This window comes from Paenibacillus sp. J22FR21 (genome assembly GCF_056269135.1).
The window spans coordinates 64,625-88,558 of record NZ_JBWDNJ010000009.1; the positions used below are offsets into that span (position 1 = coordinate 64,625).

Here is a 23,934-nt window from a genome sequence, read left to right on the forward strand (position 1 = left end):
TTAATCATGATTGAATAGTACAAAGCTTTTAAAAGTAGGAACACTCTTCATATTAAAAAACGCAAAATATTTTATACTTCTTTCACTTATATATTCGATAGTTTTAGGATTTACTCCATACATATCTTTATTAGTTTCCGAAAAATTAATCGATGAAGTTTCGAAAGTAATTAATAATGGAACGAACAATTATAAAAAATTCGTTTCTATATTTTTATTGCAGGTAGGTATTATAATTTTATCATCGGGGATATCTAGATTTAATGAATTAAAAAATAAGCATTTCGGAAACAAGTTTGATTATATATTGCAAAAATTGGTTCTGAAAAAGAGTACAACTATCCCACTGTTAGCTTTTGAAAACCAAAAGTTTAATGAACAACTGATTATATCAAAGCAAAATATAGGAAGTGTCTTCTCATTATACCAAGGGGTTTTTAATATTCTGGTCTCATTAATTAGAACTAGTACACTTAGTTACTATCTTTTTCAAATTAGTTGGTACTTATGTGGAATTGCTCTACTAATTCCAATTCCATCATTAGTGTTCAACTTTGTTTCAGGAAAGCAGAGATATAAACTAGTTACCAAAATGGTTAGTATAGTTAAGGAAAGTAATTATTTAAATCGAATATTATCAGATCGGAATAACGCAAAAGAAATTCGTATTTTTAATATCGGTGACTTTTACATATCAAAATGGTCTACTAAATTTTTATTTAATCAGAAAGAACAATTTAACCATTATAAAAAACAAAAGATCATAGACTTTACAATTGAAATAGCAATTACATTATTATATGGCCTTTCATTATTAGTAATGATTTTCTTGTTTAAAAGTAAGAGTCTTACTGTTGGTGCGTTTGTTGCAACCAGTCAGGCAATTCAAAACTTCAAAAGTTCAATTGATCAATTAATAATAGAATCAGCTAAATTATATGAAGATTCACTTCATTTTAAAAACTTGTTTAATTTTATTGATGATCAAACAGCGCCACTAGGAAATAGAACAGAGGATGAACTCGATTTTATTGATGAATGTGAAATTTGTTTGAAGGATATTTCTTTTACATACCCGGGTAGTAATAAAAAAGCATTAGATCGCATCAACTTAAAGATACATAAAAACGAGAGAGTGGTAATCATCGGAGAAAACGGTTCAGGAAAAAGCACATTAATTAAATGTATCACTGGGCTATTTCCTGTTGACGAAGGTGAAGTGATAATCGGTGGACAAAATATTAATTTGATTGAAAAACAAAAATTATGGAACAAATTTTCGGTTATGTTTCAGGATTTTATTAGATATCCCTACTCTGTTGAAGAAAATATCTCACTATTGGATTCATCCAATAAAGATAAAAAGCGACTAGTATCAATATCTAGAAGAATCGGTGTTCACAAGTTCGTTGAACAATTTAATGAGGGATATAGCACTAAATTAGGAAAGATACTATTTGACGGTGAAGATATATCAGGAGGGCAATGGCAGAAAGTGGGGATTACTCGTTCGTTATATAAGGATTCAAAAATAATAATTTTAGATGAACCGACATCCGCAATTGATAGTCAATCAGAAATGGAAATATTCGAAACTATTGACTTTTTTGCCAAAGAAAGAACGGTCATATACGTTACACACAGACTGGCATCTCTAAAATTCGCGGATAGAATAGTTATTATGGAAAATGGGAACATCAAGGAAATGGGCACGCATGATGAACTGATGTTATTAAAGAGCAACTATTATAAGTTGATTAATTCTAACTTAAAATCTGAAGTAGGAGTTGGTTAGAATAGACAGTTTATTGTATATTCTGAAACTGATATTAGGAACAGTATTTTTATTTTCAGGTATCGATAAAATAAGAAATTTAGAGTATCATTTTGCAATTGTTAAAGAATACGACATTCTCCCAAGAAAATGGGTTAATTATTTTGTTCGTTTAGAAGTTTGTTTAGAAATAGCATGTGGGATATTCATGCTATTGGGTTTATTCATTAATGTAGTTTCATCGATTTTGATTCTTCTACTCATAATTTATACTGTCGCAATCACAGTCAATTTATTCCGAGGTCAAGTAGAGATTTCATGTGGTTGCGGAGGACTACTCGGATCTCATAGAATTTCGTGGTTGTTAGTTACTAGAAACATCTTATTAATACTAGTGTTATTTTCACTCCATTTTATGCATACTTCACTAGGATCTCTTGAGGATTTATATCACGGTAATGATATTTCTTCAATATACAACATTAAGATGGCTATATTAACTCTCATCTCAATTACATCCATTTTGTTAGTATTGGTATTTAACCAAGTATCTGAAATAAGAGGTCGGAGTAAAAAGATAATTTCTGAAGGGAGCACGTTATGAAAATATTAGTTATTTCTAATATAGCTCTTTGGATTGCAATAATTATTCAAACATTCTTTCTTTATTCGCTAGGAAAAACTGTCGCTCATTTTCTAAACAGAATACGCATCGAAAATAGAAAAATAGAATATAACGGACCAAGTGTCGGTGATTATGCACCTCTTTTTAGAGCACATGATCAACACGGCAATTTGTTAAAATCTCAGCCCAATAACAGCATGACGCTGCTTATTTTTACTAGCCCTTCTTGTGGAATATGTGGTGAAATAGTACCTAAGATTAATACTATACCATCTCTCGACAGCCAACTACGGATTATTGTAGTAGCAAAAAAAGGTGGTTTTAAAGAGAATCTTACATATTTAATAGATGGTGTTTCTTTTATTGAATCGGATGATCTATTCGATAACTACATCATCAAAACGGTTCCAACTGCGGTACTAATTGATTCTGAGAACAAAATTTTGTCTATTAAATCAATAGTTAGTGTAAATGATTTAAAAGGAATGATCTATAATCTCAAAAGTGCTTAGAAAAAAAGAATATGGAAGGCGCACAGCGCTGGCGGAGGGCAACGAATGAACGAAGATATTCGGTTGATCGGCATCGGCAAGACTTTCGCGAGCGGAAATGTTGAGACGGCGGTGCTGGAGGAAATCGATTTGACCATACGTCGCAAATCATTCACTTCTATTATTGGCCCTTCAGGTTCGGGCAAATCCACATTGCTCAGCTTAATCGGAATTTTGGATCAGCCGACGTCTGGCCATGTGTTTTACGGGGAATCGGATACGACCAGTTTGAAAGCAGATCAATTAGCAGATTTTCGTTTTGAACAGATCGGGCTTGTCTTTCAACATTTTCATTTACTGCCAGCCTTAACGTCCTTAGAGAATGTAATGTCGCCTTTCTTTGGACGCCGACGTAGCGATGTCAAAGCGAGGGCTGTGAAGTTGCTTGAACGATTAGGTCTCTCAAACAAGCTACATTCGCTTCCGTCACAACTCTCCGGCGGGGAGCAACAACGTGTAGCTATTGCTCGGGCCTTAATTAATAACCCCAGCTGGCTTCTGGCTGACGAACCGACAGGAAATCTGGACTCTAGGAACGCCGACCTCATTTTCGAATTATTGCAGGAACTGAAGACTGAAACTGGTTGTGGTATCATTTTAGTTACTCATGACTTACAGTTAGCGGGTAAGTCTGATCGAATTGTCGAGATTAAGGACGGACATATCGTTGGAGATAGAGATTTACCCGGAGTGAGCGTATGCTGAGCTTAATTTGGACGAACTGGTGGCGTCATAAAGAGCGACTACTTATTATGTTGCTTGGCATTGTAATCGTATGCAGCGGATTGGCACTTTTGTTCACACTCACTTCATCAAATAAGTTGACCGTTATGGAGACTCTGCAAAACAAATGGAAGGTTTCCTATGACATCGCTGTCCGTCCTCCTGGAACAAGCTTCGGCGACAAAGCTGCTGGGTTAATGGAACCTAACTTTCAAGATGGAATTGACGGTGGTATCAGTTTGAAGCAATTGGAGCAAATCAAGCAGATGCCTGGAGTAATTGTTGCTGCGCCACTTGCAGTTCTTGGCTACACGGACTTTGGTACTTTACTGGACCGTAAAATAGAGTTCGAAGACTATGGTGTTTACCGGCTGAAGAATCAAGTAAGTGCGAGCAACGGAGTACAAAACATGATTTCTACTCCTAAAACAACCTATTTTAGGTATGGGCCCTCAAACAGCGGTGGTATGGTAATACAACTGACAAGTTATGACCCTGCATTGTTGGTTGGCATTGATCCTATTCAGGAAGCGAAGTTGGTTGGACTAGACCGCGCTGTTTTACCTTCTTCACATTACTTTAGTTCAACAGAGACGCAAGTAATAGAAAAACCATTAAACGGCAGGACCACGATTTCGAATATCCCGATATTAGTCAGTAATCAAGACCAGGTGGATCGGACCTATACCTTTCAATATGAGAGACTGGATATTCCATATGAGACGCCCGAGCAGGAGACTGAGTTGTCGGTTAAGCTGAAGGCCGCAGGCGGGTATGATGTTTTAGACGATGTTCGGGCTGTTATGAGCAAAACTGTAAAGGTTAATGGAAAGTCGGCTGTGGCTGATTTGCAAGAAAAAATGCTAAGGTTACAGTCAGCTAACGGTTATTTGGTTTTGAAAGAAAGACCTCAGCCACTTGCCTACGAGACTGCTCATAGCCCATACCCCGATCGTTGGCAGGTCGCTTACCGGTTAAAGGTATATGACGCACAAGCTAGCTCCTATTTTGGGAAATTTCCAGAATTTTATCGTCCATTGGAGAGTATTAAGGATCCAAAGCACCCAGACTCCGACTATGGAATCGGCTTGTTTGCAAACTATATTGGTCTGTACGATCCAACAAAGCTTCAGGTATCTAAGGACGTCGAATCACTATTCCCAATGGATACGTACAGGAAGCCCTCCGCCAAGCTAATCGTCGATTCAGCAGGACGTCTTGTCAATCCGCAGGTGACTATAAAGTCGATGAACAATCCACTAGACCTTTTGACGAGCCCACCGACGATGCTGACGACGATGGAGGCTGCAGCAAAGATCGCCGGCGATAAGCCGATTTCAATGGTACGGATTAAAGTTGCCGGCCTCGACGAAGTATCAGATACCAGGCAAGCCGAACTGGAGCAGATAGCGCAAGAAATTAGACAACGGACTGGATTAGAGGCAGATATATTGCTAGGCTCCTCGCCTCAGCCTGTGCTTGTCCAAGTGCCGAAGAGTGGTGCTCAAACGGAAATCGGTTGGATGGAGCAGGAGTGGATTAAACTAGGGGCTGCACTAACACTTGTGAACGAGGTTAAGCTGGGCTTTTCCGGGATGTTGCTGCTGGTCATCTTAATAGCTGTTATGTATGTGATCGCGACGAACATGGTTTCGTTCTTCGTGCGTAAGAAGGAATATGCTGTTCTCATGGCGCTCGGGTGGCGAACATCACGAATTCGCGGATTGATTCTCCTCGAATCCGCGTTCATTGGAGTATTTGCAGCACTGGCTACGTGGGGGGTAGAAGCTTGCTTTATCCTGATGAACATGACGACTATGACTGCTATGCAGCTTGTTGCGACTGGCGCCAGTGCTTTCGGAATTTTCGTACTCGGTAGCGCTTTGCCGGTTATTCAGGCAAGTAGAATTGTACCACTTGCTGCCATACGCACTGGCGAGTACGGATCTATCATATGGCGCGTGGTGCCAACACGCGGTTTGTTCGGTTTAACGACGGCAAACTTTGTCGGTAAATGGAGACGTAATATACTAGCAGTTTTGTCAATGGCTGTACCTACCTCGTTGTTGATTTTTTTCGTGTTTGTTACATTTCGGTTGAATGGTGTGTTTTATACGTCCTGGTTGGGCCAGTACGTCGCTGGGGAAATCGGGTTTCGGCACTATCTCGCGATTGGAGTCAGCCTGCTGATATCCGTTCTGACCACGGCTGAGCTTATGTGGCAAAATGTCTCCGAGCGCAAAATGGAGTTAGCGCTGTTGAAATCCATCGGATGGCGAAATCGCTCAATTCGGCGGCTGATCTTATTGGAAGGTGCTGTGGTCGGGATCTTGGCGAGCACTGTGGCATTAGTATTGGGAGTGGTAATAATCTCAATACTGTACCATCAGTTCCCTTTTCGAGAAATGGGTTACCTCTTTATGGTTTGTGCGGTGCCCATATTTGCAGGCATTATTGGATCTTTGCTGCCTGCGCAGACGGCTGTCTCTTTATCGCCTGCGGCAGGCATGGGTGGCGGGTATGTTTTGGCTAAAAAGGCATAAGCCCATAAAAATAAGCATCAGCTTCAAGTTTCTACCGGCGCTTAATGAGGAAGGACGATTTCGTAACCGTTCCTTTTTCGCGTTCTCTTGCGCAAGGCGGAGGTTAAGTATGGCCGGAAATATCCGTTTCAGGTTCGGCATTTACGGACGACAACTACTTCACAAAATCGGGATTTTATAACAAAAAACCTCTAGTCTGAAAATAGGCTAGAGATTTTTTTGCTTATTTTTTTTCCTTTTTTCTACTAATTTACTAACTCCCCATGTAATTAAGCCGCCGATTCCTACAACTCCCACTCCAACCCCAACTCCAACCCCAATCTTCTTTCTTAGCCTATTCATTTCAAGAGGAGTAAGGGTATATTGAGGTGGGTTTGCCAAGTGTTCAGTATTCCAACCTGACCTTAAGATAGCATTTACATCATCAGGCGACCTAAGAAGTCCCTCAACATATTGATAACCTCTAGCGAATAGTTTTTTTACTTCTTCATTTGAAATGACTTCACCGTATTCGTTTCGTGACACAATCTCACCCTTTTTAAATAGATAATTTATAAAAATAAAAAACTTGTCTATACCTTGAAATTCTGTCAGCCTTGGAGGCTGCGCGCAACTGCTATATGTCCGCTAATCAAGCTAAGATAAAAAGGACCCCCGAGTAGGGGGCATTTTTTATCTGGCATTTATAATATCGATAATTTCCGCTTTTGATAGGTTATATCTTTGTTCCATCGCTTTCCAAACTTCAAGCATTGTGCGGTATTGAGGGATCATGCGGCGGTGGCTATTATAGCTGCCATGTCCTTCTTGATGGAGCTCGTCGAATCTTCCCAGATCGTGCAGAAAGAACCTTGTGTACCCCAATTCGGTTGTTTCATTATTACCATCAAAGCCTGGGAATGATATGCGATGTTCTTCGATGCCTGACTTATCATCCAAACGATTATATGAGTTAAGAAGACAACTATACATGTCCAAGACATCAACAACCAGTTCTGAAGCACCCTCACTCATTTCGTCAGAGAACCATTCAACCATATCGTCATAACGAGACTTGTACCCATTACTCAAGATTGTTTTGAAATTGCGATACGTCTCAGCTTCATCTGGATTTAAACGCTCGAGAATATCGTACTGATTGAACAATATTAATCTTTCCTGTTTAGATAGATTCATCGGATCATCTCCTATTCGCGAGTAGAATGCCTTATTATACCATTTTGGAAAATAAATGCACAGTGGTAGAGTCAGCGACTATCGGAGCATGGCTGCACGAAGAAGGGAAAGCCGAGCAGTGGGCAGCAGCACAGTGCCCAATCATGCCATGCGGCGTTATTAGCGTGAAGAAGTAGGATCACTGCGGCTATGAAGCGTAGAGGTAGTATCGAGCATAGCGAAGAAACGGCGGTAACGATACGCTATGACGACCGATACGACCTGCTGCAAGCGCAAGTCGCGCAGCTGCTAGCCATGCAACAGAGCGCAGCGGCTGCGCTGCCTAGCCCGGCAGATCGTCGGCGGGAACGGATCGAGGATATGCAGCTGCAACATAAGATCAAGCAGCAGCTAAAGCGTGAAGCCTTGCAAAAGTGGTCTGAGCTGCCGGAGAAGGAACGGACAAAGAAGAAAGGTCTGTTCGGTCGAGAGGAAGACGAAGCGAAACGCGATCGCTTCATCCAGGACTATTACGACGATCATTACCTGGATCGGCTGCGGGGCGAGTTCGAAAGCTAATTCGTAAAAAAAACACAGCCTATGATAGAGGGAAGCAATTCTGGCTCTCTAAATAAATCATAGGAGTGGAAGAACAATGGAAATGGAAAACTCATTAAAGGAAAATTTGGTCGAAACAGCTACGGAATTAAAGGAAGAATTAAAGGAAAATAATTTTAAATTGGGCGAAAGATTGATGACGTGGGCCGAGAAAAACCCAACAGAAGCAACATTCATCGTTCTTGGTGCGACATTGCTTGGTGGATTTCTTGCTCATCAAGCGATGAACAGTTCTAAAAAAGTCAGTATTGGAGTGGGAAAATTTAAATTTCAAGTTGGAAGTAAGGATGATTACATAGAAGATGATCAGGCATAGCTTCATCGTTTCCAACACAAACTATTGTTACAACTGAATATAGGATCAGCCCCAGGTGATGCTGCCCGGCTGATCCTTTTTATGTGCCTTCTGACGGCGATCGCAATAAAAAAAACGCCGATCCGTAGATTAGCGCCTTTTCCTCAGCTCCTTTACTAGCTTTTGGATCCAGTGTCGGGGTTCAATACGACGGTAAAGAGTGGGGAGCGGGTAATCTCCATTCCTAGCTATCGGCTTTATTAACAGATGCCCGTCGGTCTTCTTGACCAATATGGGTATATATCATAGTTGTATTCATATCCTCGTGCCCGAGCTGCTCTTTAAGTTTTGCGAGATCGTTATTTTCTTGATGAAACCTGGTTGCAAATGTATGCCGCAGCTTGTGGATCGTTAATGCGGGCTTACCAAATGAATCAACGTAGCGGTCAAGCATTTTCTGGGCCGATCTCACAGTTAATCGACCAACAGCACCGCGTGGTCCTGTAGGCAGAGATAGAAAGAGAGCCGGCTGATTGTCGCCTACATGGTAACGGGATTTTCGAACGCTCAAATATGCCTGGAGATCTGCCATCGCAATATCACTAATGGTTACGGAGTCTTTTTTGTTGCCTTTTCTCGTTACTGAAACTTTATTCTTTAGTGAATCAACATCATCAAGATCAAGAGAGAGGGCTTCTGATATCCGTAGTCCCGAGCCTAGTATCAAGCTAACCAGCGCAAGGTCACGTTCTTTGTTCTTAATATGGGAGTTATAAATGCGCTTGTTTTCAACACAAGTTTGTTGGTACCCTTCAGCAACGAATACTCGAAACTCAAAGATTTCATCATCGCGCAAGATTTTATCCTCAATCCGGCTAGCTTTCTCCTCAACGGTCAGCTTTTCTTTTTCGACTGGCAGTACTTTTACCATCACATTGCGCTTTAAATATGGGTAGTTATTTTCATCTTCAGCGACTTGGGATAAATAATGGAACAGCGACTTGAGTGAAGCGAACTTACGAGCGATTGTATCAGGCGAATTACCATGATCAATGGCAAGGAAGTCTCCAAAACGCTCAACATCCGCTGCGCGAAGGTTTTCAAGAACCTGAAGCGGAATCTGCCCGCGTTCGCCGCTGCATAATCCCTCAGACAGCAGCCAGTCAAAAAATGAGATATAATCAAGGCAATAGTTTAATAATGTATTAGGCGACTTTCTGCGCTTGTTACGTTCTATGTATTCTTGCGCGTACCACGGCAGCTCGATCATCTTTATATCGGTTTTCTTATATAGTCGTTTCCGTTCATCGATATGCATAAAGGCTGGCCCCCAGATACTTTAAATTGCGTATAATGAGATTACTATGAAATTAATTAATGGCATGAAATAGTAGTGATTGATAGAACTATTATACCAAACATTTGTTCTCTGGTCCATGATTTCGTCTAACTAGAGTTATGCGTAATTTAGTAGCTTTCTATTTCTCACTCTTCTTTTCACGGAAATTCTATACAAAAACGACAAGAACTTCTATACATAAATGTAAATGCTTTTCTTCTCGATCCGAAAACAAAAATCAGCGTTGCCGAATTAAAACGGTAACGCTGATTTTTGTTTTATATTCTTAATCGTGCTACATACTGGTCTACGTATTTTTTATATTGTTTGTATTGAGATTGGTTTTAATCTGTCGTTGTTGTCGGAGGACAAGAACATCCGAAGGATCCCTGCGAACGGAAACTTGAAGTCAGCAAGCATATCACTATAAAACTTGATTTCTGTTGGACTCTTATAGAATTTTGTGTTTACAATCAATAGTGGTAATGAAACACCTAATTGATTGGGGTGGTAATCAATTGCAAATTTAACAGCAGATGATTTCCCTAGCCATGGACGACCGAAAACGTTTTATGCGGACTTCATTCGGACAATGTTCTTGTCAACCGACAGTATTTCTTTAATTTCGTGCAATTAGATTTCTCCTCCTCCCCTCCCCCCGCTGCTCAAATCGTCCGCAATTAATACAAACGCATGTCGTGCAAAATAAAAAACGGATATCACAGTATATATATGCGATATCCGTTTCCTTTATCTATATATCAGCCCGGATTTAATTTCATAAAACCCAACAAGATCCTCATTAATTGGATCATCTAAAAATCCTAATACAGTATCATAAGGTTCAATAATAAAATTCTCCAAACCACCTATATTCTTCACAATTGGAAAATCACCAGAGCGCTCTTCCCACACTCCATCAAACTTATCTACAAATACTTGCCCCAGAATATAAGAAGCGAACCAAATCATATTATCCGATCGATCCATTTTGAGCAGGCTTTCCAAAGATCCGATTATTTCTGGATTATGTGTGTTCAATCCTTTCATAGTAATAAAATCGTTTGCTTTGGTCACAAATTCTTCATTAAAAACAAAACCTAATGGCCGCGCCTTAATAGTACTGTTCGCATCTAACCAATCAATTGCTTTATTCTTGGTAATTTCTAGAATTTGAAGAAGAACTCTTTGAAGCTCTTCTTCATTTTCGTAAAAGTACCATTCCTTATCCCATTCATTAAATAAACCAAAACCGCTAATCACCTTTTCAGGTGTGTAGTACATAACACGAAGTGCGTTTGGTTGCCAATTACTCTTCTCTAGAGAGATACTTTGCACATCATTTTGAAATACACGTTCAAATTGATATATTCCATTCTGTGCGATTTTAAGATCGAATCCTAATTTACTTAATGGTGGACCAAGTATTTCTTTTATTAGTTTACTTAGACTCATTGATGTATACTCTCCCTTTAATTAAGGTAGTATCGGAAGTGGAAAACCTGGAATTGGTATTCCTGGAACGGGAATTGGAAACAATCCACCTGACCCTCCCTGTTTTCCACCATTTGTCGGAGGCCCTGGCATCGGGCTACCTTTTGGATAAAAACGAGCCCCAAATATCTCAGATACCCAATCCCAAACATCACTTGTTTTAGGTTCCGGTTCATCTACTTTTTTCTTATTACCTTTTTCTCTATCCCAATAATATATCATTCCAGGATCATCGGGATATGTTATATAGACAATTTCACGTTTTGGATTAAAAGGACTTGGCACTGTTATTTCAATTGGAAAAATGTTTGGTCCTGCACTCGCTCGTGCTTTTCGATTTCCAAGGAACCCATGAACGTTTATGCCATCAATGTAACCTTGCATCTGTTTCCTTCCTGACTTATGCAATTCAGCATTCTTCCTCCAAGAGACAGGTTTTAGTTCAAATACATCATACGAATTTGCATTCTTCGCAATTTTATTTACTACATAATCTGCTCTTCCTCGAGATCCATTTTTCAAAATAATCGGAGGCTCCACAAAAGCAACTTTTTGTTTCGCAGCTACATTTAACGCTTGGAAAATCCCTCCAAGAATAATGTGTGCTTGCGTACCAAATCTACAACTTCCGAAAACAGGCGTTCCAGGCTCTACTGCACAGTTACCTGATGGATCAACTTTTATTAGTGGATTATTCTCTACATAAGTATAAGAATTCAATGAAAGCGGATTATCGAGTACACCACCCACTGTGTCTCGTGTAATGAATCTTCCAGTTTCAGAACTATAATATCTCGCCTTTAGATAATACATTCCAGTACTATCATCATAGCGATAACCTGCGTAACGATACGGATTAACCGTAGCCATGGTACCTGTATGAGAAATGATATTTCCCCATGCATCGTATTGATATTTAGCAACTATAATTCCTTGATCATCTGTTAGTGAGATTACATCCCCGTGGCCATTTAAATTATAATAATACGTCCTACCATCTTTCGTAATGGTAACAGGATTACCTAGTTCATCCCATGTATACTGGGAGGTAATTTCATTATCTGAGTTCGTCTCATATAAAACATGATCGCCTTCATAATAATAATTTGTAATTACTCCAGAAGTTGCTGTCTGAATTCGTTTTCCGCTTTCATCATACTTAGCAATGAAGATAGTTTGATTATTGTTATCTTTGACCTCCACAAGTTGATCTAACTCGTTATAAACATATGATCTTAAACCATCATTAACTAAATTTCCATCTGCATCATAAGTGTATTGATTACCGTTTACCTGTGAAATTTCATTGGCACCATTATACACATAATTAGTCGTGACAGTATCTTCATCTGTAGTGACTGTCTTTTTCTCGCGATTACCTACGCTATCATAGCTATAAGAAATTAGTGTTCCATCTTCTAGAGTTTCTTTTTGGAGTTGATTTAACTTGTCATACTCAAATTTAGTTATGCCGGTAATCGTTTGAATAGTATCAATGTTATCATTGACATCATAATTATAAATCTCTGAATTAATTATAGATCCATTTGAATTATAATTTATGAATGATAAAATTTTATCGACATTCTCTGGATCGTAAATAATATTTGTGTATGTTCCATTATTCTTGGTCACACTTTCTAACTTATTGTTGTCATTAAATTTGAAATTAGCCAGCTGCACTCCATTTCTTTTAATGACATTCATCTGATCAGAAGGAGTATACTCATAATTTAGAGTATTACCATTTTCACCAATTGAATAAGTTAATTGATCGACAAAGTTGTTTTCTGAATCTTTATAATGATACTCTTTTTCATTACTACGATCGGTTTCTTTTTTTAGCAAACCACTATCCGGATAATACTCAAAGCTCTTTGTAATTTGTCCATTGTTGGTAACAGATTTTACGAACTCATTTCGTTCTGGATCGAACTCAAATTCCCAACTTGGTTTTCCATTAATACTTGTAGTAACTTTGTTTAAATTCTCTTGTTCTATATATTCATTTAATATTGTATTACCATTTGCAGTTTTAACATTAAGCAATTTCTCATTCACAGGATCATAAGTATTCTCCCACTCATTTAATGATTGATCCCTTGTTATTTGCTTATCTCCTATTGAGGAATAGGTAACCGAATTATTCTTTGCATTTGTAACCTTGGTTATATTACCAGAAGTATCATAGTCATATGAAGTGACATTGTTGTTTGAATCAATAACTTTAACTAATTGACCCGCACTATTGTATTCATATTTTGTTTCATTATTTTTCTTATCAGTCTTACTAATAATTCTTCCAATTGGGTCAGTAATCGATTTTGTTGTATTACCATTTTTATCTGTAGTTTCAGTAACCAAATTCCGATTCGCATCATAACTAAACTTTTCAGTAGTTAAATCCGGATGCTTAATTGACTCGAGATTCCCGTAAATATCATAAGTTAATAAAGTTTGATCTGTGGTGTTATCAGTAATCGTTACCAAGTCACCTTTTGAGTTATATTCATAGGAAGTCTGAGTACCATCGTAATCATTAAATGAATTGACGTTACTGAATTGATCGTATGTGTATGTTTGCGTTTTATTCTCTGTATTCGTATTAAATAACAAATTTCCGTATAAATCATATGTGCTAGATGTCTTTGAACCGTCAGGGTAAGTTATGGACTTTTTATTGTAGTTCTCATCCAATTCGATCTTTGTTTCTTTTAAATTATTATCTAATGATCGAGTTTCTACATTGTTAGCATTCAAATATCTTGTTGTTTTAGAGCCCTGGGAGTTTGTTACTGTTGCTATATGATTTGTAAGATCAAATGTGTAACTTGTTCCCGGTCTCGTTGAAGAATCATTACCAGATGGATCGTCTACTGGTATCTGCACCTTCGCAATCAGTTCTTGATCGTACGTAAAATCAGTTTTACGCCCATTTGGATCAATTATAGTAACAATACGCTTATCAGAATTGTAAACAAACTGTGTTCTGTTATAGGAAGTTGCATCACTATATTGATCTAGTGTTATTAATTTCCCGGTAGAATCGTATCCATAATCAGTTTTTAGAATACCGTTTAATGAATAGTCTACTCTTCCGTTGGAATCATAAACAAATGTGACTTGTTCGCCAGCTGCATCAGCAATTCCGGTCAACTTACCGGCAGAATCATAAATATATTGATTTTTATTGCCATGTCGATCTACTACATAACTAATTCTTGCCTTAGTTATATTTGCTGTAATATCTACTGCAATTTTATCGAAATGAGTAGTAATTCCATACTTATCAGTTATATCGTATCCAGTAATATTTGAACCACTCTTTATAACTTTTAATGATAAATATTTTCCCAATGGCGATTTGTATTTGCCTGTTATTGAATCATATTGAAATTCGTGAGAAGTTCCATCATCCTCTGTATAAAGAATAATACCATCACGATTAGCATCGATTACCGTTTCTGATCCTGAGTACGACCATCCATAACCAAAGGGCGAGTTCTCAGTAGATTTGGAATTATACGTACGAGTAAAATCAATTCCAAATTTCCCTCGACCCTTTAAGGAGTAATCAGTATATTGAATAATATTATTTCCTGTCCCTAGGTTTATATAACTATCCCCACCTACAAGATCATAATGATCATATGCCCAATAATTTTCAAAACCCAACCTACTAGCTGGATAATATGTGACACTTAAAGCCGGAGTATAATTCAGATTCACTGTATCATCACCAGAAATGAATTTCTTGTAAGTATTTACACCCTCAGTAGTACTTTTTAGTAACAGTCCTTTATTCTTCTGAGGGTCATTAATCCATTTGTCAACAATATTAGATCCAAGAGCCCAATGATAGTTAACTGATAAATCTGTTAGACTAGAAATACCTGCTACACTAGAAATCGGTGAAGATAAGTAATCACCACCTTTATTCGTCCATAGCAATCCTGCATCTGATGAGTTCCATGTTGCCGAGTATTCAGTCCAAGGAGTGGTCACCTCATGTAATGTAGCAGCTATAGATGTAGTATTAGAAACAGCAGCTAACCACAAATTCAAATCAGCTGCTAAGACTTTTGAACCTACAGGAATGTTTGAGGTATCAAACTTTAACAATGTACGAATAACATTTGTTTGTGTAGCATCTTGATATAAACCTACACCTAAAGTAGTATCAGTCGGAGCATTTGTATTTGGAAATGCACTTCTTATGTTAGTATCGGCAAGAGCATAAGTTGGTTGATATTTAATTATGGTAGGATCAACTGTGACTGGATAAACCCGACTTTTATCTTCAAGCCAACCTCTATCAGGAACAACGTCCACCAAAAGTTTATTTTCTTTTTGTTTAAGATTGTATGAAACATTGTACGATAGTGCTTCATCTGGAAATGCACTAACAGTTGGAAGCTTTTCAAATCCTTTAGGGATAAATGAGTCATACATGAAAGGTCTAGCAACGATATAAACCACTTGATTAGTTTGATTATCTAAAAGCTGAATCGATCCATCTTCAAGCTTTTTATAGTTTAAGCCATGTAAATCTAATTCAAATGTATAGATCGACGAATCCTGAGCATCTGGTTTTTTCTTAATAATAATATCTTCTTTTACTCTGTCATTTCCGACTGTGTACTTTAGATTTGTGTTTGGAAACAACTCAGAATAGGTAATGATATTATCTTTTACTGATTGTTGGCTATTCACACTCGAGTTGATTGCAATTGGGTTTAAGCCAATTTCATATCTATCCTCAGTGATACTAAGTAATGAGCTTTTTTGAGTATGTTTTTTATTAAATTTTATTTTAAAGGAATGTTTATCATTATAAATTTGAGAAGAATTTTCTAATAGTTTATTATCAATATCTAGCCATTCATTCTTGTTTTTATCTTTGTAGTGTAATGAATCTTGACTTATGTTTGTTGTAAAAGAACCATTTGCATTGCGGAATGTTTTTGATTTTTCAGTTCTTAGACTAACTATTTCCTCTTTGTCTTTAATTGTACCTAAAGTAATCTTGTTTTCCTCGTTGTTTTGTTGTGCATATACTTGGCCATGATACTCCCCAGGAACCATCGTAGATAACACCGAAACTATGATAAACCAATAGACTACCTTTTCGAACCTCTTTTTAGTAAACTTCACTTCATTTCCCCTATTCTAGTATTCTCTCATTGCAACTTAACAATTCTAAATGAGAACTTTTGTGACAACAAGACACAAAAATATGGAATATAAAAACGACATTTAGCCATCGGAGTAATGAATTCAGCTTCCCACTGTTTGCTTTGAATTACGTCTAGGACAATGGGTTAGCTTCAGCTGGCAGCTAAAACATCGGGTAAGTTTGTTATCGAATAACTTAAGACCGGTTTAACCCCCGTATTACCTCCATTTCTTGGCGAAGTGCTTGAGTAACATCACGTTCAACTCTACTCATACTCCCAAAGTTCACCTAACTTACTCGGGGCTTGAGTCCAAGGGAAATCGCCCCAAAGTATCCCTACACGTGGTTTTCTTTTGTTCTACATTTCGGACACTTCCCCCAATCAATACAATACATATTAACAAGTCGGCAAGTTATCGGAACGAATGAGGCGTTTAGCACCACTTTCAGGTCTAATGTAAACATCTGTTACAATGTTGTATGAGAAATTTTAGGGGCAATACATTAATGCGGTGATTTAATGAAGAAAATGGAGAAAAGAAAGCCTGTTGAGATTTTCGGCTTGTAGCCCTGGTTCTTTAAAAATCATGAGGATTGCAAAAAATAAAATCTTGCTCTGAGACATCATTTTCTAATTAATTACATCCAAGAACAAAAGTCCATCTTATTGAGAAGCATTTTTAACCACGGGTAACAATGAAAAAAGCCGCAGTTAGCGGCTTTTTAAGCATATATGTTCTTGTCATCCGACAATACAGTGAAAGGCTTTCCTTTGCTGCTGCTCGCTCCAGGCAAACTGCAAGCATACCCTCCGAGTAGTCGCAGCCATCCACATCCAGACCATCCAGGAAGCTGATCGATCCTCCAGGCCTCGGTAATGCCTGCTGCTTTTTTATCGAGGTTAGTTTTATCCGATCGGATGCAATTAATGTTATTGATTGGAACGATTGGAGCTGACCCATACTTTATAGATAATTGACCCATCTGGAAATTCACAATCGCAATGAATATTATAACGATGTACGTGAATTGTATTACTTCTAACTAATTCAAAAACTAATGCCGATGCGATTTTTTCGTCCCTTGTAATATAGCCATCATAAAGATTGCCGATTTCATTATAAGGTCCACTATACGCCCATTCATGTGCTTCCCTCATTGTTTCAAAGTACTTATCTTCTAAATACCATTTCATATTATCGCTTTCATTGTTTGTAATACTCATTCATTTCCCCCCGTAATAGTGGATACTTGCCTCTCCTTATGTTCATTCTCCGTATAATCAGACTTTACATTCAATCTTTACAGTTCCACTTGCATATTCCCCGGAGAAACTAAAGTATAAATTAAGAATATCACCAGATGCTAAGGTGCCAGGAGTTGATGATCCAATATAATTATAAGTTCCAATACTTCCATGAAAGGAATAGTTCCACGCTTCTATATGTGGTGCATAAACAGCTGAAGGAGAAATGCTTCTTACAGTTAAATCTGGCTTCGTCACCGATCCACCAGTAGAAGCAAGAGTAATTATTGGACCAACAGTAGTACTATTAATGAAATTAATACCCCAAGCCACAGTTGGTGTAGCCGATGTTTGAGCACTAACAATAGCGAAACCCCAATCATTCGTTCCTTGGCATCGTGGAAATGTGGGATCCTTTGCTTCCGCAAAAGTAGGAAAAAAAACCGTCGATAACAACATAACTAAGGCAGTCATGGAATACAATACTTTTTTCATTACTTAACACTCCTCGGAATTAGTATTTACTATTTCAGACTACTATATTTGGAATTAATTACCATGGGTCGATTTTCCCAAAGATCATTTAGGCATATTATGCTTTTGTCGTATAATTTGTCGTATATAAAGGAAATATCTGGGGTCGGTTGCTCGCTATTGAAATTTTTTAACGCTTTGTGGATCGTAAATAACGCTGTCTTACTCGCTCTAAATCACTAAGTTTAATCTATTTGAACTTTTCTATATCCTCCATAAGCTGCTTAATAGCCTTTTTGTGTCCTAACTTCCTTTGTTGCACAAACAAAAAAATCCCCGCTGCAGTCAGAAAGTATTTCAGTTGCGGGTAACAATGCAGGTTCTTGACCTAGGTCGGCTAACGATATAAGTTCTTGTCACTGGTTTTTGACAAGAACTTATATCGTTAAAATGAAAAAAGCCGCAGTTAGCGGCTTCTTAAGCATATATGTTCTTGTCACCCGACAAATTAGTACGTATAACTCCTTTTCGCGGCAATGAATGAAACAGTTCTCTATTTTTATTTTTGTCCTCCAACCATTCAACGAATAGCAATCGGTGTGTTTATTCGCTAAATTCTCAACTTCCGTTTGGCTTATGGCCATACTGACGAGTAACACAAAAAAGCCGCGACATTCGCGGCCTTTAATGAAATAATTGTCACCCGACATTCGCTGCGGCTTTTTTGTTGTTGAAGGGCTTGTCCCAGTAAATCAGAGTAAATAAAACTATTTAATTTTTACCTGTCTATCGAATATTGGTTTAACACGTTCACCTTTAACATGCATTTCTATGAGGTTTTCTGTTTCTGCATCAATTATATATGTTTTAACAGCATTTTTGAAAAATCCTCCTCTAGTCTGTACCCCATCTGGGCAATCGATAGATATTTCCCATACCATGCGATCGTCGGAAACTTCAGGATTAGCTGTGTTTTCACCTTCGATATTATTATATTCTTTCCAGGATGTAAGTTTTTCAGAGAGTATTTTTTCTTTGTTGTGTAATTTTATTTTATTATCGATATTGCTTTTCGAGGCAAAGAGTTGGTTCTTTTTATCACTGTTACTTTTTAAAACGGGCACCATTGGTTGATTATATTTTCCAGGTACTGCTTCACTTACTGGTGGGATTTCAACTGAATTATTTACAGATATAAATGATGCTTGAGCGGTATTATCAGCCCTTCCAAACCATATTCCACCGATACTAATTGACAATACTAAAGCAAATGCAACTATTCTATCTTTTTTCATTTGTCTTATACCTCCTTTTATAATAATAGCTAGTTATTATAAGTTATTTTATTAAGTGTAGAATTATACGTATTACTCCAACCTAAATTTAAAGCTGTTGTGGTAGTTAGGTCAAACACGGAAACCCCTGTAGCACTCCAGTTTTTCCACAATGTTCCTGTTGTTGGGTAGAACTGCAGACTAGAAGCATATGTTCCATCAGTAAAAGTATTAAGTGTATCAGTACTTTCAATACCAACTGTTAGATGAATTGCTTTAGTTACACTATTAAAATGAGGTACATTAGCAATTTCAGTTGCATCTATATATACTCTCCAGACTGTACTTCCGTTGATTCGAGATATTTCAAAAGTGTGTTTTCCAGTTGGGAACTGACTTTGGAAATTACGCTCATGATAATCACCAGTGGCATCATCATTCCACGCCATAAAGTGACCGTGCCAATCAGCTATGTAGCCGTCTGAACTATCAATAGCTCCTTTTGTTGTACCTAATTCTATCCACTTAGAATCAGCATCAAATCCTAACCACATTTCTTTATTTATAAATGAAGTCGAAGTATGGTATGTCAGATCTTCTTGATCATTTGTGAAGGAAACAAAACCACCTTTCGTTTCTTCATATATTCGTTCTTGATTATACAAATCTGTTGTAGCCGCTGCATTGACGTAATGTGAAGAAGAAACCGAAATTAGTAGAACTATTGCGGCTGTACGTATTTTGAATAGTTTGCTTAGATACATATTATTCAATCCCTTCTTCGTTTTGTATGATTTAGATTTCAAATTTTAAAACTTTAATATCGGATTTACCTCCTCTAATTTGTTATTAAAACCAAATATATCTATTCAAATTTATCTTCTTTGGTAATTTATAAAAAGGTTCCAAATGACTGTATTTAAGAGCTACTAACTAGTTTTATTGTACTTAAAATTGTCTAAAATTGTAGTTTCCTGAACTTAGAAAGCTGCCGATTAATAATCGGCAGCTTTCTAAACTCTCTTTTCAAGCCCCATAATCTGTGGTTCCGCGTTACATGGGAAACGACTTGGCTTCCCGAAGTCGCCTCCGCGATTGTCTTGTGCACGAGCCACGTGTTTGAATTTTCCGATGTCTACATCGACAATTAAGCTAGAAGATGTGATTTGATTAATTCGTTCATTTGATTAAAATTCATGTTGTGTTCTCCTTGGTTTGTTTTTGAGATCCGTTCAACCGGCCAGCGTCATGGACCCCATTAACATCATACCAAGGAGTCTTTTTATTTCTCAAACCTCGTATTTATTCATAATAGGAATGCTGCCCGCTAGCCATTCATGCAAATCTTCAGCTGCACCACAAAGCCTGAAAGTTAATCCGTTCTTTCATGGTAGTTGAAGAGGCTGTTAAATATGCCAGCAGCCTCTCCGATGACTAATTCTTTTAACACATCTTCAAAACCCAACTCATTGAGAATTATTTTCAACTACGGGTATTATTGCAAGTTCTTGTCCTAATTCGGATGATGTTAACATAATTAAGCTGTCCGAATGAAGTCCGCATAAAACGCGAACTTTTTTAGTTATCGGATCAAATTCATGTCATTTTGCGATGACAAGAACTTGATCCGATTCCCAACAAGCAGCCATCTGTGGAATCACTACGTATTTGAAACATGTCAATCCACTCATAATAATCCTGAGGTGAAGTCCCATTTTTCGACCAATCCTCGTTGAAGCATCGAATACCTTCCTCCCATGCGATTCTGCAAAGGTTCTCGGCGTCTTTTCTGCAAAAATACCTAATTAAAATATGGTTGGCTCGTAATTGCATAGTAACCTCCTGCTTTTGTAATAACTTTCCCAATCTTCAACCTGTACTGAACGCAGTCTAACTTCATCATCTTGCCAATAATTTTGGTACCTCCTTACCAGTTACTCGAAAATCCATCGTCATAGCGTGTTACAGATATGTTTGGAGGTTATAGTGGAGCTACCGATAATATTTTAACAAAAATTTAGATATGGTAGTTATAATTATCTATATTTACACATAAACACTAGTTCATATTAATCATTTAAATTCCATCTATTTACTTTTGAAGCTTTATAGGGTTATATTCTACTGGAAAATTTATTAAATTATGATATTACATGGAGGTTAAGTATGGCTATTAAAAAGAAATGGCATAAGCTATCAATGGGTATAACTTGTCTTACAGTTGGAGCAATTTCATTTGCTGCCACTGTTAATGCTACAACAGAAAGTTTTCATTGGTACAATGCTCCTGGTGGGCAAGCTTTCGTTGAAACAAATGATGATAATCTTAGTACAAGCTATAAAGGTGCAGTTTATGATGCAGGACGGACGAAATGGAATGCTAGTACTGCCCATGTCCAATTTTATGATACGGCCTATACCACATCTGAAGTAGATCTATGGACCGTTCCTCAGTCAACTTGGGATGCTAACGGTTGGGGTTCTGGAGAAGCGTGGACACAAAGCTATTACAACGGAAGTCCATGTACTGATACTATGATTGATGATCCTGATGATAGATGTTCGATTGTTGATGGTGGTGCGATCTGGACAAACAGCAGTGATACGTCCTCTAATTCTGATAGAAGAAAAGCTGTTATTGCACATGAGCTGGGACATATGATTGGTCTTGCACATACTGCTTTTATTACTGAAAAGGATAACTCAATTATGACAAGTAACCTTGAAGGTGGTTACAATGTTACAACTTATGACGCAGGAGAAGTAAATACGAAGTACTAAATAAGAAATACTATCTATATATGGAGGTAACACATGAAAATCAATTATAAAAAAACTGTACTGTCTGCTTTATTGGTATGCACATGTATTTTTGCTGGTTCAGCGGTGGGCCATCTTTATACAAGCCAAACTGAATCAAGTTCTTCTCATAATGAAAGTACTGCCGTATCTGCCCGATATAGCAGTTTAGAAGAGGAACTTTGGAATGTAGGCTATGTTGTTAAGGGTAAGGTTCTAAGTGTTGGTGAATCATCCAAACGGAATTCGGGAATCACAGGCAAAAATGCTTTTTCATACGATGTAACTCCTGCAGAAATTCAAATAGATAAAGTATTGTACGGTGATATTACCGACAAAACGATCACTTTATTGCAACATGGGACTTTGGCAAACAAAAAAAAGTCGGATGGTTTTGTTAAAGAAAATGATGAAGTTGTCCTTCTTTTGGTAAAAACCAGTGATGGCAAGTACTGGTCTTATAATTTTGATGACGGTATTTGGAAGATTAAAGGGAACAAGATACAGTCCAGGACCGAATCGGTTCGACTAAATAAATTTAAAGATATAGATTCAGATAACTTTATGACTCAAATTAAAGATGCAGTAAAGCACAAGACAAAGAACCCCGATTACAAATGATAGACACGTTATAATTTTACCTGCTGCTCACTGATTTCCCAATAGTCACACTGACTTGGGAGTCGGTTGCTTAGACGCATTCCATTCATTGTCAGTATCCAAATCGCCATCTTCTATCATTGAGGTATACGCAGCGCAGCAATAATTCATAACGATCTCCGAAATGCAAAAAGAGACCCTAGCCCATTAAATGGTAAGGTCTCTTTTTTTGTTTTCGTTCACTGTTTTGTAGAAATCAGGTTTAAGATGAGCCACTGCGATTGATTGTTCGTCGGAAGTGCCCAAATTACGATTTCAGTTTAACCTTTTGTCGCTGTCTCCATTAAATCCCAGCCAGCGTTCTCGTCGTCCGTACCTTCGATGCGGAGCGAAGAAAAGTCGCTGCTCTTCACCGTTTTACACACCTTTCAAAAGTCCATCTCATTGAGAAGCCTTTTCAAGTACGTGTAACATTGCAAGTTCTTGTCCTAATTCGGCTAACGATATATGTTCTAGTCACTCGATTTTGACAAGAACATATATCGTTAGAATGAAAAAAGCCGCAGTTAGCGGCTTCTTAAGCATATATGTTCTTGTCACCCGACAAAAATAATAAAAATTTAATTTAATTCCAGTTTTCAATGCTTAATTTTATTCATTGCATCGTGTAAAAGGAGCAGCAACACGATGATTTGCCCGGTAAGCAAGACGATACCACCGAGTAAAGCAATTTGAGCAGCAGCAGCAGAGCAGAGAATAATTACAGGACCTAAATGGTCCCCAAATCCTCCCCTAGGATTTTTAACCCCATACAAAGCAAAAACATACACAATAACCCCCGCTCATTTGAGCGGGGGTTATTAATGTGTATCAGTCAGGCGGATTCGTTAAATAATTATAGATGTCATGAAGACTCTCTTCATTTTCATCATTAATAAGCAACGCTTTACCATTTTTGACTCCATATAACTGGAAGGACGTTTTCTCTTCCTCATCTTCAATAACTTTCACGCCATCCAATACACAAAATAATCCAAAAAGAGCAGAATCAACAGCTTCTTCCATCATTTTAGTCACCATACTTTTATCATCATCTTGCAGTCCATTATACCAGGCCGACAATTCCACATGTCTCTTTCTCGGTTTCCTTCCAGGTGGTTTTGTTATGAATTCAGTGGTACTAACAATAGATGAATCACGAACATACAGTTTAATAGCTTCAATAAAATTGTCTCTATTCATTCTCTA

The 23,934-nt window shown here is 37.7% G+C and carries 20 protein-coding genes; 9 read left to right on the forward strand and 11 right to left on the reverse strand.

All coding sequences use genetic code 11. The features are described 5' to 3' along the window. The first annotated feature begins 10 nt into the window (after window positions 1-10). The 5 genes from AC0YNS_RS26390 to AC0YNS_RS26410 are packed head-to-tail and all read left to right on the forward strand — an operon-like array spanning window position 11 to window position 6,216. Entirely contained in the window at window positions 11-1,795 is a 1,785-nt protein-coding gene (locus tag AC0YNS_RS26390) for an ABC transporter ATP-binding protein (protein WP_475783919.1), read from the forward strand. A 13-nt stretch (window positions 1,796-1,808) separates the two neighbouring features. Continuing rightward, entirely contained in the window at window positions 1,809-2,378 is a 570-nt protein-coding gene (locus tag AC0YNS_RS26395) for a MauE/DoxX family redox-associated membrane protein (RefSeq protein WP_475783920.1), read from the forward strand. Further along, window positions 2,375-2,911 (forward strand): thioredoxin domain-containing protein, encoded by a 537-nt coding sequence (locus AC0YNS_RS26400; RefSeq protein WP_475783921.1) that lies wholly within the window; start codon window positions 2,375-2,377, stop codon window positions 2,909-2,911. Before AC0YNS_RS26395 ends, AC0YNS_RS26400 begins: the two co-directional genes overlap by 4 nt. Before the next feature lie 45 nt (window positions 2,912-2,956). Beyond that, a complete protein-coding gene (locus AC0YNS_RS26405) occupies window positions 2,957-3,655 on the forward strand; it encodes an ABC transporter ATP-binding protein (protein ID WP_475783922.1) in 699 nt (232 codons plus the stop codon). After that, a complete protein-coding gene (locus AC0YNS_RS26410; RefSeq protein WP_475783923.1) occupies window positions 3,649-6,216 on the forward strand; it encodes an ABC transporter permease in 2,568 nt (855 codons plus the stop codon). Before AC0YNS_RS26405 ends, AC0YNS_RS26410 begins: the two co-directional genes overlap by 7 nt. A gap of 207 nt (window positions 6,217-6,423) precedes the next feature. Here the strand turns inward: AC0YNS_RS26410 and AC0YNS_RS26415 are convergent, their stop codons facing one another. Together AC0YNS_RS26415 and AC0YNS_RS26420 are read right to left on the reverse strand one after the other, a co-directional pair. Beyond that, window positions 6,424-6,741, reverse strand: coding sequence for a hypothetical protein (locus AC0YNS_RS26415; RefSeq protein ID WP_475783924.1), 318 nt, complete (start codon window positions 6,739-6,741; stop codon window positions 6,424-6,426). Between the two features lie 147 nt (window positions 6,742-6,888). After that, the gene (locus tag AC0YNS_RS26420) at window positions 6,889-7,392 is read right to left on the reverse strand and encodes a YfbU family protein (protein ID WP_475783925.1); all 504 of its coding nucleotides are present in this window, start codon (window positions 7,390-7,392) and stop codon (window positions 6,889-6,891) included. 189 nt (window positions 7,393-7,581) lie between these two features. Here AC0YNS_RS26420 and AC0YNS_RS26425 point away from each other — a divergent pair, with 189 nt between their 5' ends. Both AC0YNS_RS26425 and AC0YNS_RS26430 read left to right on the forward strand, forming a co-directional pair. Further along, complete coding sequence (locus AC0YNS_RS26425; RefSeq protein WP_475783926.1) at window positions 7,582-7,950, forward strand: hypothetical protein; 369 nt, start codon at window positions 7,582-7,584, stop codon at window positions 7,948-7,950. A gap of 76 nt (window positions 7,951-8,026) precedes the next feature. Beyond that, entirely contained in the window at window positions 8,027-8,305 is a 279-nt protein-coding gene (locus AC0YNS_RS26430) for a hypothetical protein (protein WP_475783927.1), read from the forward strand. A 223-nt stretch (window positions 8,306-8,528) separates the two neighbouring features. Here AC0YNS_RS26430 and xerS read toward each other — a convergent pair whose 3' ends face one another. The 7 genes from xerS to AC0YNS_RS26465 form a co-directional block, all read right to left on the reverse strand. Further along, on the reverse strand, window positions 8,529-9,602 hold the full coding sequence (xerS, locus tag AC0YNS_RS26435; RefSeq protein WP_475783928.1) for a tyrosine recombinase XerS: 1,074 nt from the start codon (window positions 9,600-9,602) through the stop codon (window positions 8,529-8,531). 771 nt (window positions 9,603-10,373) lie between these two features. Next, window positions 10,374-11,078, reverse strand: coding sequence for a hypothetical protein (locus tag AC0YNS_RS26440; protein WP_475783929.1), 705 nt, complete (start codon window positions 11,076-11,078; stop codon window positions 10,374-10,376). A gap of 21 nt (window positions 11,079-11,099) precedes the next feature. After that, a complete protein-coding gene (locus AC0YNS_RS26445) occupies window positions 11,100-16,271 on the reverse strand; it encodes a DNRLRE domain-containing protein (protein ID WP_475783930.1) in 5,172 nt (1,723 codons plus the stop codon). 953 nt (window positions 16,272-17,224) lie between these two features. Then, window positions 17,225-17,518, reverse strand: coding sequence for a hypothetical protein (locus AC0YNS_RS26450; RefSeq protein ID WP_475783931.1), 294 nt, complete (start codon window positions 17,516-17,518; stop codon window positions 17,225-17,227). Window positions 17,519-17,575: 57 nt separating this feature from the next. Next, window positions 17,576-18,034, reverse strand: a complete 459-nt coding sequence (locus tag AC0YNS_RS26455) for a hypothetical protein (RefSeq protein ID WP_475783932.1) — start codon at window positions 18,032-18,034, stop codon at window positions 17,576-17,578. Window positions 18,035-18,780: 746 nt separating this feature from the next. Then, a complete protein-coding gene (locus tag AC0YNS_RS26460; protein ID WP_475783933.1) occupies window positions 18,781-19,308 on the reverse strand; it encodes a hypothetical protein in 528 nt (175 codons plus the stop codon). A 29-nt stretch (window positions 19,309-19,337) separates the two neighbouring features. Continuing rightward, window positions 19,338-20,051 carry a hypothetical protein gene (locus AC0YNS_RS26465; RefSeq protein WP_475783934.1) on the reverse strand — a complete coding sequence of 238 codons (714 nt, stop codon included), beginning with the start codon at window positions 20,049-20,051 and terminating at the stop codon, window positions 19,338-19,340. Between the two features lie 1,402 nt (window positions 20,052-21,453). On the opposite strand from AC0YNS_RS26465, the gene AC0YNS_RS26470 reads away from it, so the two are divergent. Both AC0YNS_RS26470 and AC0YNS_RS26475 read left to right on the forward strand, forming a co-directional pair. Further along, window positions 21,454-22,068 (forward strand): matrixin family metalloprotease, encoded by a 615-nt coding sequence (locus tag AC0YNS_RS26470; protein ID WP_475783935.1) that lies wholly within the window; start codon window positions 21,454-21,456, stop codon window positions 22,066-22,068. Between the two features lie 33 nt (window positions 22,069-22,101). Continuing rightward, window positions 22,102-22,707: a hypothetical protein gene (locus AC0YNS_RS26475; protein ID WP_475783936.1), complete on the forward strand. Its 606-nt coding sequence runs from the start codon at window positions 22,102-22,104 to the stop codon at window positions 22,705-22,707. A 617-nt stretch (window positions 22,708-23,324) separates the two neighbouring features. Here AC0YNS_RS26475 and AC0YNS_RS26480 read toward each other — a convergent pair. Both AC0YNS_RS26480 and AC0YNS_RS26485 read right to left on the reverse strand, forming a co-directional pair. Next, entirely contained in the window at window positions 23,325-23,516 is a 192-nt protein-coding gene (locus tag AC0YNS_RS26480; protein WP_475783937.1) for a hypothetical protein, read from the reverse strand. A 40-nt stretch (window positions 23,517-23,556) separates the two neighbouring features. Then, the gene (locus AC0YNS_RS26485) at window positions 23,557-23,928 is read right to left on the reverse strand and encodes a hypothetical protein (protein ID WP_475783938.1); all 372 of its coding nucleotides are present in this window, start codon (window positions 23,926-23,928) and stop codon (window positions 23,557-23,559) included. Window positions 23,929-23,934: the final 6 nt, after the last annotated feature.

Bases quoted from the DNA above. Each gene is read 5' to 3' on its own strand.
- AC0YNS_RS26400 (WP_475783921.1), top strand. From the start codon at position 2,375: ATGAAAATATTAGTTATTTCTAATATAGCTCTTTGGATTGCAATAATT.
- AC0YNS_RS26405 (WP_475783922.1), top strand. From the start codon at position 2,957: ATGAACGAAGATATTCGGTTGATCGGCATCGGCAAGACTTTCGCGAGC.
- AC0YNS_RS26410 (WP_475783923.1), top strand. From the start codon at position 3,649: ATGCTGAGCTTAATTTGGACGAACTGGTGGCGTCATAAAGAGCGACTA.
- AC0YNS_RS26420 (WP_475783925.1), bottom strand. From the start codon at position 7,392: ATGAATCTATCTAAACAGGAAAGATTAATATTGTTCAATCAGTACGAT.
- AC0YNS_RS26425 (WP_475783926.1), top strand. From the start codon at position 7,582: ATGAAGCGTAGAGGTAGTATCGAGCATAGCGAAGAAACGGCGGTAACG.
- AC0YNS_RS26430 (WP_475783927.1), top strand. From the start codon at position 8,027: ATGGAAATGGAAAACTCATTAAAGGAAAATTTGGTCGAAACAGCTACG.
- xerS (WP_475783928.1), bottom strand. From the start codon at position 9,602: ATGCATATCGATGAACGGAAACGACTATATAAGAAAACCGATATAAAG.
- AC0YNS_RS26440 (WP_475783929.1), bottom strand. From the start codon at position 11,078: ATGAGTCTAAGTAAACTAATAAAAGAAATACTTGGTCCACCATTAAGT.
- AC0YNS_RS26450 (WP_475783931.1), bottom strand. From the start codon at position 17,518: ATGAGTATTACAAACAATGAAAGCGATAATATGAAATGGTATTTAGAA.
- AC0YNS_RS26455 (WP_475783932.1), bottom strand. From the start codon at position 18,034: ATGAAAAAAGTATTGTATTCCATGACTGCCTTAGTTATGTTGTTATCG.
- AC0YNS_RS26460 (WP_475783933.1), bottom strand. From the start codon at position 19,308: ATGAAAAAAGATAGAATAGTTGCATTTGCTTTAGTATTGTCAATTAGT.
- AC0YNS_RS26465 (WP_475783934.1), bottom strand. From the start codon at position 20,051: ATGTATCTAAGCAAACTATTCAAAATACGTACAGCCGCAATAGTTCTA.
- AC0YNS_RS26470 (WP_475783935.1), top strand. From the start codon at position 21,454: ATGGCTATTAAAAAGAAATGGCATAAGCTATCAATGGGTATAACTTGT.
- AC0YNS_RS26475 (WP_475783936.1), top strand. From the start codon at position 22,102: ATGAAAATCAATTATAAAAAAACTGTACTGTCTGCTTTATTGGTATGC.
- AC0YNS_RS26485 (WP_475783938.1), bottom strand. From the start codon at position 23,928: ATGAATAGAGACAATTTTATTGAAGCTATTAAACTGTATGTTCGTGAT.